We start from the raw sequence: 14183 nt of genomic DNA, 5'->3' as shown, positions 1-14183 counted from the left end.
GCGCTGTACCAAAATGGTGAATTTAATATTTTTATCTTTATTTTCAGCCTGTTGAACACTAAAAATAAACAGCAGAAAAAGGCTCAGCGCACCACGTTGGCGCGCCGAGAAAAGGAATGCGCACGGTTTTGGGGCCCTACACCGTCAGGTGCTGTTTGATCAGCTCATCCGAGAGCTCGCCAATGTCGCCTTTGGCAACCGGCCGGCCACGGTCCATGATCACAAATTGGTCAGCGTATTTACGCGCGAACGGCAGCTTCTGCTCGACCAGTAACACGGTGAGGCCGTCTTCCTTGATTAGCCGGCGGATCACCTGGCCGATCTGGGCGACGATATTGGGTTGAATACCCTCCCCCGGCTCGTCGAGAATCAAAAGCTTGGGCTCGATCACCAGCGCGCGGCCGATGGCGAGCTGCTGCTGTTGCCCACCGGATAAGTCACCGCCGCGGCGATGCCTCATCTCTTCGAGCACGGGAAAAAGCTCATAGATGCGTTCGGGGATTTTTTTCACTCCATCACCGCGGGCAGCAAGCCCCGTGCGCAGGTTTTCTTCCACCGTGAGCAGCGGGAAAATCTGCCGCCCCTGGGGCACGTAACCGATCCCCAGTCGCGAGCGCGCCTCGATGGGCTTTTTCGTCAGGGCAATATCGTCTGCATAGCGAATGCTGCCGGATGCCACCGCCACTTCGCCCATGATCGCTTTCATCAGCGTGGTTTTCCCCACCCCATTGCGCCCCATTACGCAGGTACACTGCCCCTTGGGCACATCCAGATCCAAGTCCCAGAGCGTATGGCTCTCGCCGTAGAACTGATTGAGCTTTTCTATCGCGAGCATCAGGCGGCCTCCTCGTCATCAGCACCCAAATATACTTCAACCACCTTCGGGTCGCTTGAGACCTGATCCATGCTGCCCTCGGCCAGCACGCTGCCTTGGTGCAGTACCGTCACCTGACGCGCAATCGAGCGCACAAAGCCCATGTCGTGCTCGACCACCACCACCGACTGCTGGCCCGCCAGCCCGGTTAATAGCTCGGCGGTGCGCTCCATCTCCTGTTCGGTCATGCCCGCCACGGGTTCATCCACCAGCAACAGGCGCGGGCGCTGCATCAACAGCATACCGATCTCCAACCACTGCTTCTGGCCGTGGGAGAGAATGCCCGCAGGCTGGTGGCGCAGCTCAGTCAGGCCAATCGTTTCCAGCACTTCGTCGATGCGGTCTTTAATTTCGCCGGTCATGCGGGCGGTAAGCGTGGGGAAAATGCGCTTGTCGGCGGCCATCGCCAATTCCAGGTTGTGAAACACCGAAAGCGCTTCAAACACGGTGGGTTTTTGGAACTTGCGCCCGATACCCAGGCTGGCAATCTCCGGCTCGTTCATAGTGAGCAGGTTATGGCGGCTGCCGAACCAAACACTGCCTTCGGTGGGCCGCGTTTTGCCGGTGATGATATCCATCATGGTAGTCTTGCCCGCGCCGTTGGGGCCGATGATGCAGCGCAGCTCGCCATCGTCGATGGTGAGGTTGAGGTTGTTGATCGCCTTGAAGCCATCGAAGCTTACGGTCACATCTTCCAGGTACAGAATCGGGCCGTGGCGCACGTCCACCGGGGAGGTCGGCGGCGCCAGAAAATCAAACACCCGCTCACGATCAGCCAGGGAATCTAACAAACTCATACGGTTGCCTCCTGGGGTTTCGCGCTATCGTCTGGATCATTGCGTTTACGCTTGACGCGGTAGGCCAAAAGCCCCGCCACCCCCTTGGGTAAAAAGACCGTGACCAGCACGAACATGGCACCGAGTGCGAATAGCCAGGCATCGGGCATCACCCCGGTGAACACGGTTTTGGCGTAGTTCACCAACAGCGCCCCGATCACCGCGCCATAGAGCGTGGCGCGACCGCCCAGCGCCACCCACAGCACGATTTCGATAGAGAAAATCGGCGAGAACTCGCTAGGGTTGATAATTCCCACCTGGGGCACATAGAGCGCGCCGGCCAGGCCTGCGAGCATCGCGGAGACCACGAACACAAACAGCTGAAAACGCTCAACGCGGTAGCCGAGAAAACGCGTGCGCGCCTCGGCGTCGCGGGTCGCCACGCTCACTCGGCCAAGCTTGCTGGTGACAATCGCCCGGCATAATAGATACCCCAACGCCAGCGCCACGCCGGTGGCGAGGAAAAGCCCCAGGCGCGTGGTATCGGTGCGCAAATCAAAGCCCAGCAACTCACGAAAATCGGTCAACCCGTTGTTACCGCCAAAGCCCATCTCGTTGCGGAAGAACGCCAGCATCAGTGCGAACGTCAGCGCCTGGGTGATGATCGACAGATACACCCCGGTCACCCGTGAGCGAAAGGCGAGAAAACCGAATACCAGCGCCAATAGCCCCGGCGCCACCAGCACCATCACAAAGGCAAACCAGGCCATATCAAAGCCAAGCCAGTACCACGGCAGGCTATCCCAGTTGAGAAAGACCATAAAATCCGGCAGCACCGGGTCGCCGTAGGTGCCGCGATCGCCGATCTGGCGCATCAAATACATGCCCATGGCGTAGCCACCGATGGCGAAAAAAGCGCCGTGCCCGAGACTTAAAATGCCCAAGTAGCCCCACACCAAATCCACCGACACGGCGAGCAGCGCGTAGCTTAAGTACTTGCCGAATAGATTTACGGTATAGGCGGTGACGTGCAGCGGATGGCCCTGCGGCACCGCCAGGTGCAGCACGGTCACCAGCAAGAGTGCGGCAAACAGCACGCCGAGAAATAGCTGTGTGGCCCGTTCCCGAAACGGGCGTGTGAGCCAAAAGCGCTGGGAGGTGTCTATAGAGTGCATCGGTTAACCCTCCGCTGCGCGGCCCTTTTGCGGGAAGAGTCCCCGCGGGCGCTTCTGAATAAACAGGATGATGAACACCAGCACGATGATTTTCGCCAGCACCGCACCGGCCCAGGGTTCTAGCACCTGGTTGATGACACCAAGCGAAAGCCCTGCTACCAGCGTGCCCCACAGATTGCCCACACCGCCGAATACCACCACCATGAACGAATCGATGATGTAGTTCTGGCCCAGGTTGGGGCCGACGTTGGTCAGCTGGGAAAGCGCCACGCCCGCAAGCCCGGCCACGCCGGAACCCAGCGCAAAGGTCATGATATCGACGCGGGTGGCGCGAATGCCCATCGAGCGCGCCATGGCGCGATTTTGCGTCACCGCGCGCACTTCAAGGCCAAGGCGGGTGCGGCGCATCACCAGCATCAGGCCGGCAAATACCAACAGGGCAAAACCCAGCACATAGAGGCGATTGAGCGTCAGCGAGAGCCCTTCGTTAATCATCACGGAACCGCTCAGCCAGTCGGGCGAGACCACGGTGCGGTTCTGCGGCGAAATCACCGTGCGCACCAGCTGCTGCAAAATCAGGCTGACGCCGAAGGTAGCCAGCAGCGTTTCCAGCGGCCGGCCTTTAAGAAACTGGATCACTCCGCGCTCGATGGCGATACCGGCAAGGGCTGCGACCAAAAAGCCCGCCGGGATCGAAAGAATCAGCGCAAGCCCCGGCTGTCCGGGGAGCAGCTGTTGCATCGCCCAGGTGGTGTAGGCGCCGAGCATGATCAGCTCACCGTGGGCCATGTTGATCACGCCCATTACGCCGAAGGTAATCGCCAACCCAATGGCGGCAAGCACCAGCACCGACCCAAGCGACAGGCCAAAGTAGAGCGTCTCAAGCCCCTGGTTGAGCTTGAGCTTTTGCTCAATGCCCGCGAGGGCTGCCGAGGCGGCATCGGCCAAGACCGGATCGTCGCTACGCGCGGCAGAATTCAGCACCGAACGCGCCCGCTGGTTAAGACTGCCTTCCAAGTCGGCGATGGCCTCGACGTCGCCCTGCTCAAGCCGGTAGATCGCCAGGGCCTGCGACAGCAGCCGGCGCACTTCGGCATTCTCCTCGTTCTCGATCACCGCTGTTAGCGGCTCGACCATGGGAGCATCAACATTGCCCAAAAGATTCCGGGCAGACTCGCGCCGCTGGTCGGCATCGTCAACATACAAATCAAGCAACGACAGGGCATTTTGCAGCTGCCCGCGCAGCGCATTGTTGATACCGATGCGGTCGAGTTCGCGGCGCGACATGTCGCCAGCTTCCTCGAAGGTCAAGGCATCAGCCACCGGCCAGTTTCGGCCCCGATTTTCCAGCACGACGACAAATTGCTCCGTCTCCTTGTGGCGCTGCAGCTTGCCATCGAGCAGGGTTTCCAGCCAGCGACGACTGCGCTCGTCGCCGCTTGCAATGATGGCCTCAATGGCCTCTGCCTTATCAGCATAGGAGGGAGCATCAAGGGCTTCTAACAGCGACTGGCCGGGGTCTTCCTGCGCCTGGACGGCCTGTGGCAGGCCGAATAACAGGCAAAGGCATAGTAGGCCCGGCAGGAAGCGTGAAAGCATCCTCATGGGCGTGTCCTGTTTGAGTGAAAACGTTGAGCAGCGTTTACGGGCCGGTCGTGGTGACCGGCCCTGGTCATTGGGTTAACCGTCGTAGGGGTAACCGTTGTAGGGATAACGTGTTGTGGTTACTCGGCCTCGGCTTGGCCGCCGCCACAGCTGCCTTGAACTACGTTGTAGTTGCCGCACTCCATGGGCTTGCGCCAGTCGCTGATCAGGTCACGCGAGCCTTCCAGGTAGTCAGACCAGGCATCGCCGGCCACGGTAGAGGGTGTCTGCCAGACGATGGAAAACTGGCCGTTGTCCTGGATTTCGCCGATCAATACCGGCTTGGTGATGTGGTGGTTGGGCATCATCGCCGCGTAGCCGCCGCTGAGGTTAGGCACGGTCACGCCGATAATCGCGTCTTTAACGGCGTCCACATCGGTAGTTTCAGCCTTGCGCACGGCTTCAGCCCACATATTAAAGCCGATGTAATGCGCTTCCATGGGGTCGTTGGTTACGGCCATCTCGTCGCCAGTATGCTCAATCCAAGCGTCGATGAAATCGTAGTTGGCGTCGGTATCCACGCTCATGAAGTAGTTCCACGCCGCCAAGTGGCCAACTAGCGGGCCGGTATCGATGCCCGACAGCTCTTGTTCACCCACGGAAAACGCCACTACCGGGATATCCGCCGCGTTGACCCCTTGGTTGCCCAGTTCGCGGTAGAAAGGCACGTTGGCATCGCCGTTGATGGTGGATACCACGGCGGTTTTCTTGCCTTCGTTACCGAACTGCTTGATCTCGGAAACGATGTTCTGCCAATCGGAGTGACCGAAAGGCGTGTAGTTGATCATGATGTCGTCGTCGCTGACGCCATGGCTTTTCAGGTAGGCATCGAGGATCTTGTTGGTGGTGCGCGGGTAGACGTAGTCGGTCCCCGCCAGCACCCAGCGCTCGACGCCGACGTTGTTCATCAGGTAGTCAACCGCGGGGATTGCCTGCTGGTTAGGCGCCGCACCTGTGTAGAAGACATTCTCGGAAGACTCTTCGCCCTCATACTGCACCGGGTAGAACAGCAGACCGTTAAGCTCCTCGACCACCGGCAGCACCGATTTGCGCGATACCGAGGTCCAGTTGCCGAAAATCACATCGACTTCTTCCTGCGCCAGCAGTTCGCGAGCCTTTTCGGCGAACAGCGGCCAGTTGGAGGCCGGATCCACCACCACCGCTTCCAGCTCGCGGCCGAGCAAGCCGCCCTCGGCGTTCTGCTGCTCGATGAGCATTTCGACGGTGTCTTTCAGCACCGTCTCGCTGATCGCCATGGTGCCGGAGAGCGAATGCAAGATACCGACTTTAATCGGGTCTTGCTCCTGGGCCATTGCCTGAGCGCTAGCGCCCATCACGGCGCTGGCCAGCACCGCCATGGCGACGCTTTTGGATAACGCGCTTTTCAGCAAGACAGGCTGACTGGAGGCACGCCTAGAAAAAGTGTTCTTGGAGAAAGCGTTCTTAAAGAAAGGCTTTTTGAAAGTCGTCATGGAAGACTCCTTGCACCCCGATAGCGGGCTTTTTGTGTGGGTGGTGAATCCGCAAAGCGGAAACAGTCACTAGCCCATAGACTTTGCAAGGAGCGCGCCATTTTGACGCAGATAATTTTTTAGCTTTTAAAATCAAGCTTTTGAGAAAAAATACAGCGCTGAACTAGCACCACTACGCACCTTAATCCAGCGCTATCACGCCCTAAAAAAAAAGCGCCGCCTGCACCCTATTTAGGCATTGCACCAAAACAGCAACGCCCGCTGGATAGCAGGCGTTGGCTTAAAGATCATGCGACACGTTAAAAGTGAAACTTCACCAACGCACTCACCGCGCTTTCGGTGTCCATTAAATCCTCACCGACACCGTATTTGTTATGCCAATAGGAATACTCGATACCGGCATAAAGTACGCCCGGATTGCCCGAGTAGTGGCCCAAGTCCCACTTCAACTGCGGATTAAAGTGGAAATCGGCTTTGTGGTCCGACGCGGCCGAGGAGTAATCGATGTAGCCGTCGAACAAAAAGCGTGAAGCCCCCAGCTCAAACGGCGCACCCCAGGTGAGCGTAGCCTGCCAGTCATCGCTGATTTCGCTGTTGTTAACGTAGTAAAATGCAGTGTTGAAGTAGATCGTTCCCGGTACGTCCCAGGCAAAACTCAACCCCGTTAACACGTTGGTAGCGTCAGTGCCTCCGCCAAACTCGTAGGTACCTGCCAGCGATATGTCTTTTAGCGCGCCGCGGCCTAGCTCCACATCACTGAGCCAGCTCAAACTCAGTGTGGGAGAGAATTCGCCGTAAAGGTCGTCATCGTCATTGGCGGCGCCGCGACCTTGATTGCGGTCCACAAAAAAAAACGTGCCGCCCCAGTTATGCGCCGTCACGTTCTCAAAGGTGACGTAGGTATCCGTGCGCGTTTGGTTGCCAAAGGTTTCGTACTGATCGCTGTAGAGCAGCGAAATACTCGAATCCGAAAAAAACTTCTCGGCCTGCGCCGCTGGTGCGATGCTGATGGCCGCCAGCGCCACCAGCCCGGTTTTCATCACCGTTGTGGTTGCGCTTGTGTCGGTGTTGCGACGATTTTTCATGGTAATTTCCCCGTTAACATCATTGGCGCACGCGCCGGTCAATTGCCGTCATGGCCGCTTTAAAAAGTTGTCTTAAAACCGATGTGGTAAAAACAGTGTGGTAAAACCGGTGTGGTAAAACGGATGCCTTAGCGGTTTTGGCCGCGATGCGCCCAGGCGGTCATGCGTTTTTCCAGTAGCGCAAAGAGCTCGTACATCACCATCGCCATGGCGCTGATAACGATCAGCCCGGCAAACACCAGCCCCATGCGCATTTGCGAGCCGGCGCTCATCATCAAATAGCCAATGCCCTGGTTGGAGGCGACGGTTTCCGATACCACGGTGCCCACGAACGCCAGGGTGATAGCGACCTTCAGCGAGGCGAAGAAGTAAGGCAGCGAGCGCGGCAGGCCGATTTTTAGCAGCACGTCCATGCGTTTTGCGCCGAGCACGCGCAACACGTCCTCCATCTCCGGCTCTAGCGTGGCAAGGCCGGTGGCCACGTTGACGACGATGGGAAAAAAGCAGATCAAAAACGCGGTGAGAATCGCGGGTACCGAGCCAATGCCGAACCAGACCACCAAGATCGGCACAAACGCGACTTTCGGTATCGCATTAAACCCCACCAACAGCGGGTAACAGGCGTTATACAAAAAGCGCGACGAGCCGACGATAAAACCAAGCCCCAGCCCTACGGCGACGCCGAGCGCAAACCCCACCAGCGTGGTCCAGAGGGTTTGCCAGGAGTGCATGCCGATAGGCCCGGCATAGGTGACAAGCGCGGTGGCGGTCTCCCAGGCGCTGGGGAAAATAAAACTCGGCACATCGAAAAGGCGTACCGTGAGCTCCCAGATCAGCGTCAATACCACCACCGCGATCCACGGCGCCAAGCGCTCGGTCGTCTGACGTTTAACATTCATAGGTAAACCTTACGTGCTACGGATTTCACCGATCTGGGCACGCAGCTCGTGCACCAGGTCGATAAAGGGTTTGTCGTAGGTGATGTCTAGCGAGCGGGGCCGAGGCAAATCGATCTCACGCCGCTCGACCACCCGCCCCGGGCGCGAGCTCATGACGTAGACGGTATCGGCGAGAAACGCCGCTTCGCGCAAATCGTGCGTCACCAGCACCACGGTAAAGCGCTGCGCCTCCCAGAGATCGCGCAGCACGCACCAAAGCTCTTCCCGAGTGAACGCATCCAGCGCGCCAAACGGCTCGTCGAGCATGAGCAGGCGGGGCTGATGGATTAACGCACGGCAGATAGAGGCGCGCTGCTGCATGCCGCCGGAAAGCTGCCACGGGTACTGGTCTTCGTAGTCGGCCAGGCCCACGGTGTTGAGCAAATCGCGCGCCCAACCCTCAAATTCCTTGCGCCGCTTACGAAACTGATGGCGGTAGGGTTTGACGATCTCCAGCGGCAGCAGCACGTTATCCAAGGTGGTACGCCAGGGCAGCAGGTTGGCGTTTTGAAACGCCATCCCGGAGATTTTTAGCGGCTCGGTCACCGCGACACCATCGACCTGAATCGACCCAGCCGTTGGCGCGTGCAGGCCTGTGCACAACTTCATGAACGTTGACTTGCCACAGCCTGAAGGCCCCACGAAGGCGACAAACTCGCCTTCGTGGATATCCAGATCAATGTCCTCAATGGCATTACCCGAGTCATCGTAGGCCAGGCTGACGTGATCGAAAGCAACAAACGCCGACATCGTTATTCGCTCCCTGCCGGCAGCAGCATGCGGTCGTCGCGCGGAGGCAGGTATTGGCTATCGAACACATCATCAACCTCAGGCAGCGTCGGCAGCGAGTAGGCGTCGCCCACCAACTGGATCGCCTCGGCCAAGCGGTCTTCATCGATATCACCCACACCGTGTTCGCGGGCATCTGGGGTATCCACCACGCTATCGAGCGCCAGCTTCAAGCGGCGGGTTTCCATCTCGACATTGATCAAGCCGTCGCGGTTATGCACGTACTCAATGGCCGCGTCGGGGTCATCCAGCGTCTCGCCCAGGGCACGGTTGAAGGCGCGCAAAAAGCCGCGTACCGCCTCGGGGTTCTCTTCGGCAAATGCTTCGCTGGCGATAATCGCGTTGCCGTAAAGGGGCACGCCGTATTCCGGGAAAGGCATGATCGTCAGCTCGTCTTGGCTCATGCCGCGCTCTTCAAGATTCAGAAGACTGGTGAAGTAAAAGCCCGTGATCGCATCGACATCGCCGCGCGTCAGTAAGGTTTCGCGCAGCGTCGGGTCGACGTTTTGCCACTCCACCGCATCGGGGTCCAAGTCATTGGCGGCGGCAAAAATGCCCCAGGCGCGGTAGCCGGTATCAAAGGTCGGGGCGGCGATAGTTTTGCCAGCCAGATCCGCCGGGGTTTCGATGCCGCTATCTTTACGCGCGAAAACAGCCGCGGGGGTGCCGTCGTAGACGCTATACACGCCGGTGATACCTGGCCCGTCAGGGTTTTCGGCCAAAAATTCAATCAAGGCGTTTAAATCGCCAAAACCCATTTCATAGGCGCCAGAAGCCACGCGGTTGATCGCCCCCGCCGAGCCGCTGCCGGAGTCGATCTGGACATCCAAGCCCTCTTCAGCAAAATAGCCCCGTTCTACCGCCATCAAAAAAGGCGCAGAAGGCCCTTCAAAACGCCAGTCCAACTGAAAGCGGATATCCGTTTCCTGCGCGTGACTCGCTGTTGCCACCAGCACCATGACCAAGGCCACACTGCCTAACCCCAGCCGACTCGTACGTTGCTTGATCGATGCCGCTTTTACCTTCGTATTCATGCTTAACCCTCTTTGTATACAATCGACAAAATGGGTAATGCATAAAAGCGGCCAACACAAACTAAATATTTATTTATCAGACGATTACTGTATTAACGCGGGTATATTCCAGTTTTCTCTACGGTGCCGTGCACCATGAATCAGCACAGCACACCCGTCGGCGCACCAGCACAGTTGAATTCGACCTTTGTCTACAAGAATGTTAACCTAACACTCGTTTTTCGCGCCATTCTATGAATGGCGCTTTTTTTTAACCGTATTATCGACAGTTCCTCCTCGACGACTTTTTCCAACAACTTTTCGACGACGTTCTTAACGTCATCCCCTAACGCTTACTGGTGTATTAAATGCCTCATTCCCCTCAACGAACGTCCCCACCTCAAGGGCTTCGCGCCTTGGGTGACCCTATCGTGCTGATCTTGAGCATTGGCTTTATCGCGGCATTTGTACTGCTGTCGCTGTTGGATATTAACCTGGTGGCTGACAGTATCAGCACCGGTTTTGCTTGGACAGCCATTACCCTGGGCACGTATTTTCAGCTGTTGCTGCTCGCGACTTTTTTCGTTGCCATCGGCCTTGCCATGACGCCAGCGGCCAAAGCCAAAATCGGCAACTTAGACGCGCCCGAAATGAGCACGTTTAAGTGGATATCGATCATTTTGTGCACCTTGCTGGCCGGTGGCGGCGTGTTCTTCGCCGCGGGCGAGCCGGTGTATCACTTCGTGGTCACCCCGCCCGCCTTTGATACCGAAGCAGGCACGCCAGCGGCGGTTTCTGGCGCGTTGGCGCAGTCGTTTATGCACTGGGGCTTTTTGGCCTGGGCGGTGCTCGGGTCGCTCTCCGCCGTGGTGCTGGCACATGCGCACTACGTGAAAGGTCAGCCGTTACAGCCGCGCACGTTGCTTTACCCGGTTTTGGGCCAGCGCCTGTTGCAAGGCCCGCTGGGTGGGGTGGTGGATGCCTGCTGCGTGATTGCGCTAGTGGCGGGCACCGTTGGCCCGATCGGCTTTTTGGCCACGCAGGTAAGCTTCGGTTTGCACGAGCTCTTTGGTTTACCGCGGGGTTACCCGATGCAGCTGGCGATTCTGGCTCTGCTTGGCGCCATCTACGTGGCATCTGCCATGAGCGGCGTGCATCGCGGCATTCAAATGCTAAGCCGCTTTAACGTCTTTTTGGCGCTGGCGATTGGCGCGGTGATTTTTCTGTTCGGGCCGACGCTGTTTTTGATTAATAGCTACGCCTCGGGCCTAGGCGCCTACGTGAGTGAGTTTTTCACCATGGCCACGATGACCGCGGACACCGCCCCGGCGTGGTGGATGCAGTGGTGGACGGTGTTCTTCTTTGCCTGGTTTATCGGCTACGCACCGCTAATGGCGATTTTTGTCGCGCGGATTTCTCGCGGCCGCAGCGTCCGTGAAATGATTCTCGCCGTCGCGATTCTGGCCCCCATCGCCACCAGTATCTGGTTTACGCTCTTAGGCGGCTCAGGCATTTACTACCAGCTCACCGGCGCGATTGACTTAACCGAGGCGCTGAACAACTTTCAGTTTGATGTCGCTACGTTAACGGTCGCCCAGGCGCTGCCGGGTGGCACCTTGATGGCCATGGCGATTTTATTGCTGACCACGATTTTCGTCGCCACCACGGGCGACTCCATGAGTTACGCCATCGCCATGGTCGGCGCCGGGCACGACAACCCTAAACCGCTGATTCGCGCGTTTTGGGGCATTGCCATGGCGTTAATGGCGGCAATTCTGCTTTACATGGGCGCGGGGCAAATTAGCGCGCTCCAGCAGTTTATCGTGATCACGGCGATCCCGGTGTCGTTGATTATTCTGCCATCGCTATGGAAAGGGCCGCAGGCTGCGTATGCCATGGCACGCGAGCAAGGCATCATCGAGAAGTAACGCCAGCGGCGGCGCGCCTTAGGCCTCGTTCACTGTGACGCGTATCGAAATAGGGTATTCGTCACAGTTCGAGCCGTCGCCGCCACGGTCCACGACCAGAAATTCGCCTTCACGTTCCAGCACCGATTGAATGGCGTGCCAGGTGCCCGCGTGGTAATTCACGCCCTGGCGGCCATCAGTGGCGAAGGCGCGCACCTCGCCGGGGGGAATCTCCTCCCCCGGCGGGGCCACCACGACGATAAAGCGCTCCTCGTGCAGCGGCATAAACGCCTGACTGCCTAGCGGGTGACGCTCTAAAAACGTCAGGTCAAGCGGCAGCGTCACCGGCTGGCTGACAAAAATATTGATCAGGGTGCGGGCGTTTTCGCCCAAAGTGTCCACCTTCGCCAGATCGTGATGGCGCTCGGTGCGCCCGGCGTTGATGGGAAACGACGTTGATGTACGCACATCCAACACATCGCCAAAAGGCGCAAAGGCCTCTGCCGTTAGCGGTTCGGCGTTTAGTTCCAGCATGTTTTCTCCCTGCAATAGACTTCCCCCTTCATGCACTGGCACCGGTCATCCCGAGCCTGTCGAGGGAGGCCCTTCGACAAGCTCAGGGTGGGCGGGTCTGGCCAGTGTTTATAGCCGAAGGGTGGCGTGGCGGTTAACGTCTTTATACAACAAATACCGGAAAGGCTCCGGCCCGCCGGCGTAACACGCTTGGGGGCAGAAGGCGCGCAACCACATGAAATCCCCGGCTTCGACTTCCACCCAGTTTTGATTCAGGTGATAAACGGCTTTGCCTTCCAGCACATAAAGGCCGTGCTCCATCACATGAGTTTCGTCAAAGGGGATCACGCCGCCCGGCTGAAAGGTCACGATATTGACGTGCATATCGTGGCGCACGTCTGTTGGGTCGACAAAGCGCGTAGTCGCCCAGCGCCCTTCGGTGCCCGGCATTTCAATCGGGGCGATGTCCTGCTCATTAGTGACAAACGCCTTAGGCACCTCAAGCCCTTCGACAAACGCATACGCCTTGCGCACCCAGTGAAAGCGCACCGGCTCACCGCTTTCGTTGCGCACCTGCCACTGGCTGCCAGGGGGGATAAACGCATAGCCGCCAGGCGTCAGCGTATGGCGCTCACCGGATAGAGTAAGCCTTAACTCACCTTCGACAATAAACAGTACGCCTTCGGCTTCGGGGTCGAGTTCAGGCTTGTCGCTACCGCCATCCGGCTGCACGTCCATAATGTATTGGGAAAACGTCTCGGCGAAGCCCGAGAGTGGCCGCGCCAGCACCCAAAGACGCGTGCCTTCCCAGAACGGCAAGTTGCTGGTGACGATATCCTGCATCACGCCTTTAGGGATCAGCGCGTAGGCCTCGGTGAACACGGCGCGATCCGCGGTTAACTGCGTTTGCGGCGGATGCCCACCCTGCGGGGCGTAGTAGCTAGCTTTCTTCATGTTTTATCCCTTTCAACAGGGTGGTGTTCAGCCCAGTGGCGGGCGATATCGACCCGCCGGGCAACCCAAACGCGGTCATGGGCTTCAATGTAATCCAAAAAGCGCTGCAGGGCGCGGAAACGCCCGGGGCGGCCGAGCAAGCGGCAGTGCATCCCCACCGACAGCATCTTGGGGGTGTCTTCGCCTTCGGCGTAGAGTACATCGAAGGCATCGCGCAGGTAGGTAAAAAAGTGATCGGCGGTGTTGAACCCTTGCGGCGCGGCAAAGCGCATGTCGTTGGTATCCAGCGTGTAAGGCACAATCAAATGGTCATGCTCGCGCCCTTGACTATCGTGGACGCGGGTCCAGAACGGCAGGTCGTCGCCGTAGTAGTCGCTGTCATACAAAAAACCGCCCTCATCCAGCAGTAAGCGCCGGGTATTGGGGCTATCGCGCCCGGTGTACCAGCCTGCCGGTTTTTCGCCGTAGAGGCGCTGGAAGATATCTAGGGCTTTTCGCAGGTGTTCGCGCTCAATGTGCTCGGGCACTTCCTGGTAGTGAATCCAGCGATAACCGTGGCAAGCGACTTCGTGGTCAAGTTCCTTAAACGCCTGGGCGACATCCGGATTGCGCTCCAGCGCCATGGCTACGCCAAACACCGTTAGCGGCAAATCGCGACGCTCAAATTCGCGCAGAATCCGCCACACGCCCACCCGCGAGCCGTACTCGTAAATCGACTCCATGCTCAGGTGACGGTCGGGAAAAGAAGGCGCGCCAATTATCTCAGAGAGAAACTGCTCCGAGCCTGCATCGCCGTGGAGCACGCAATTTTCCGCACCTTCTTCGTAATTCAAGACAAACTGCACGGCAATGCGTGCTTTACCCGGCCAGTTGGCGTGGGGCGGGTTGCGCCCATAGCCGATCAAATCGCGGGGGTAGTCGCGGGCGGAATCCAGCGGCATGAATACCTCCTTAAACCCGGGTTATTCACGAGGCAGGCCTGAAAACAAAAATAGTGGATGGTAATCTCTAATGTAATCAATACGTTCCGGCAAGAACACGAT

Annotated in this window: 13 protein-coding genes; 1 reads left to right on the top strand and 12 read right to left on the bottom strand. The window is 58.2% G+C overall.

Annotated elements, in window-relative coordinates:
* Positions 1-136: 136 nt before the first annotated feature.
* The 9 genes from urtE to QC823_RS13995 form a co-directional block, all read right to left on the bottom strand.
* Positions 137-835: an urea ABC transporter ATP-binding subunit UrtE gene (gene urtE, locus QC823_RS14035; protein ID WP_309656974.1), complete on the bottom strand. Its 699-nt coding sequence runs from the start codon at positions 833-835 to the stop codon at positions 137-139.
* A complete protein-coding gene (gene urtD / locus QC823_RS14030) occupies positions 835-1671 on the bottom strand; it encodes an urea ABC transporter ATP-binding protein UrtD (protein WP_309656973.1) in 837 nt (278 codons plus the stop codon). Before urtD ends, urtE begins: the two co-directional genes overlap by 1 nt.
* Positions 1668-2825 (bottom strand): urea ABC transporter permease subunit UrtC, encoded by a 1158-nt coding sequence (urtC, locus tag QC823_RS14025; RefSeq protein WP_309656972.1) that lies wholly within the window; start codon positions 2823-2825, stop codon positions 1668-1670. Before urtC ends, urtD begins: the two co-directional genes overlap by 4 nt.
* Positions 2826-2828: 3 nt before the next feature.
* Positions 2829-4430 (bottom strand): urea ABC transporter permease subunit UrtB, encoded by a 1602-nt coding sequence (gene urtB / locus QC823_RS14020; protein ID WP_309656971.1) that lies wholly within the window; start codon positions 4428-4430, stop codon positions 2829-2831.
* 119 nt (positions 4431-4549) lie between these two features.
* Positions 4550-5827 (bottom strand): urea ABC transporter substrate-binding protein, encoded by a 1278-nt coding sequence (gene urtA / locus QC823_RS14015; protein ID WP_309657000.1) that lies wholly within the window; start codon positions 5825-5827, stop codon positions 4550-4552.
* Positions 5828-6240: 413 nt separating this feature from the next.
* On the bottom strand, positions 6241-7026 hold the full coding sequence (locus QC823_RS14010) for an outer membrane protein OmpK (protein WP_309656970.1): 786 nt from the start codon (positions 7024-7026) through the stop codon (positions 6241-6243).
* Between the two features lie 128 nt (positions 7027-7154).
* Complete coding sequence (locus QC823_RS14005; RefSeq protein WP_179931732.1) at positions 7155-7925, bottom strand: ABC transporter permease; 771 nt, start codon at positions 7923-7925, stop codon at positions 7155-7157.
* Positions 7926-7934: 9 nt separating this feature from the next.
* A complete protein-coding gene (locus tag QC823_RS14000; protein WP_309656969.1) occupies positions 7935-8714 on the bottom strand; it encodes an ABC transporter ATP-binding protein in 780 nt (259 codons plus the stop codon).
* A gap of 2 nt (positions 8715-8716) precedes the next feature.
* Positions 8717-9787, bottom strand: coding sequence for an ABC transporter substrate-binding protein (locus tag QC823_RS13995; protein WP_309656968.1), 1071 nt, complete (start codon positions 9785-9787; stop codon positions 8717-8719).
* A 347-nt stretch (positions 9788-10134) separates the two neighbouring features.
* Here QC823_RS13995 and QC823_RS13990 point away from each other — a divergent pair, with 347 nt between their 5' ends.
* Positions 10135-11694, top strand: a complete 1560-nt coding sequence (locus QC823_RS13990; RefSeq protein WP_309656967.1) for a BCCT family transporter — start codon at positions 10135-10137, stop codon at positions 11692-11694.
* Positions 11695-11712: 18 nt separating this feature from the next.
* Here the strand turns inward: QC823_RS13990 and QC823_RS13985 are convergent, their stop codons facing one another.
* The 3 genes from QC823_RS13985 to puuE form a co-directional block, all read right to left on the bottom strand.
* Complete coding sequence (locus QC823_RS13985) at positions 11713-12207, bottom strand: ureidoglycolate lyase (RefSeq protein ID WP_309656966.1); 495 nt, start codon at positions 12205-12207, stop codon at positions 11713-11715.
* A gap of 108 nt (positions 12208-12315) precedes the next feature.
* A complete protein-coding gene (locus tag QC823_RS13980) occupies positions 12316-13140 on the bottom strand; it encodes a bifunctional allantoicase/(S)-ureidoglycine aminohydrolase (protein ID WP_309656965.1) in 825 nt (274 codons plus the stop codon).
* On the bottom strand, positions 13137-14081 hold the full coding sequence (puuE, locus tag QC823_RS13975) for an allantoinase PuuE (RefSeq protein ID WP_309656964.1): 945 nt from the start codon (positions 14079-14081) through the stop codon (positions 13137-13139). Before puuE ends, QC823_RS13980 begins: the two co-directional genes overlap by 4 nt.
* Between the last annotated feature and the right edge of the window lie 102 nt (positions 14082-14183).

The sequence above is a fragment of the Vreelandella vilamensis genome, assembly GCF_031451755.1.
Lineage (GTDB): Bacteria > Pseudomonadota > Gammaproteobacteria > Pseudomonadales > Halomonadaceae > Vreelandella > Vreelandella vilamensis.
This window is presented reverse-complemented; position numbering and strand designations above follow the sequence as displayed.

Excerpts from the sequence above, each read along its gene's own strand:
- urtE (WP_309656974.1), bottom strand. The coding sequence starts at position 835 with ATGCTCGCGATAGAAAAGCTCAATCAGTTCTACGGCGAGAGCCATACG.
- urtD (WP_309656973.1), bottom strand. The coding sequence starts at position 1,671 with ATGAGTTTGTTAGATTCCCTGGCTGATCGTGAGCGGGTGTTTGATTTT.
- urtC (WP_309656972.1), bottom strand. The coding sequence starts at position 2,825 with ATGCACTCTATAGACACCTCCCAGCGCTTTTGGCTCACACGCCCGTTT.
- urtB (WP_309656971.1), bottom strand. The coding sequence starts at position 4,430 with ATGAGGATGCTTTCACGCTTCCTGCCGGGCCTACTATGCCTTTGCCTG.
- urtA (WP_309657000.1), bottom strand. The coding sequence starts at position 5,827 with ATGGCGGTGCTGGCCAGCGCCGTGATGGGCGCTAGCGCTCAGGCAATG.
- QC823_RS14010 (WP_309656970.1), bottom strand. The coding sequence starts at position 7,026 with ATGAAAAATCGTCGCAACACCGACACAAGCGCAACCACAACGGTGATG.
- QC823_RS14005 (WP_179931732.1), bottom strand. The coding sequence starts at position 7,925 with ATGAATGTTAAACGTCAGACGACCGAGCGCTTGGCGCCGTGGATCGCG.
- QC823_RS14000 (WP_309656969.1), bottom strand. The coding sequence starts at position 8,714 with ATGTCGGCGTTTGTTGCTTTCGATCACGTCAGCCTGGCCTACGATGAC.
- QC823_RS13995 (WP_309656968.1), bottom strand. The coding sequence starts at position 9,787 with ATGAATACGAAGGTAAAAGCGGCATCGATCAAGCAACGTACGAGTCGG.
- QC823_RS13990 (WP_309656967.1), top strand. The coding sequence starts at position 10,135 with ATGCCTCATTCCCCTCAACGAACGTCCCCACCTCAAGGGCTTCGCGCC.
- QC823_RS13985 (WP_309656966.1), bottom strand. The coding sequence starts at position 12,207 with ATGCTGGAACTAAACGCCGAACCGCTAACGGCAGAGGCCTTTGCGCCT.
- QC823_RS13980 (WP_309656965.1), bottom strand. The coding sequence starts at position 13,140 with ATGAAGAAAGCTAGCTACTACGCCCCGCAGGGTGGGCATCCGCCGCAA.
- puuE (WP_309656964.1), bottom strand. The coding sequence starts at position 14,081 with ATGCCGCTGGATTCCGCCCGCGACTACCCCCGCGATTTGATCGGCTAT.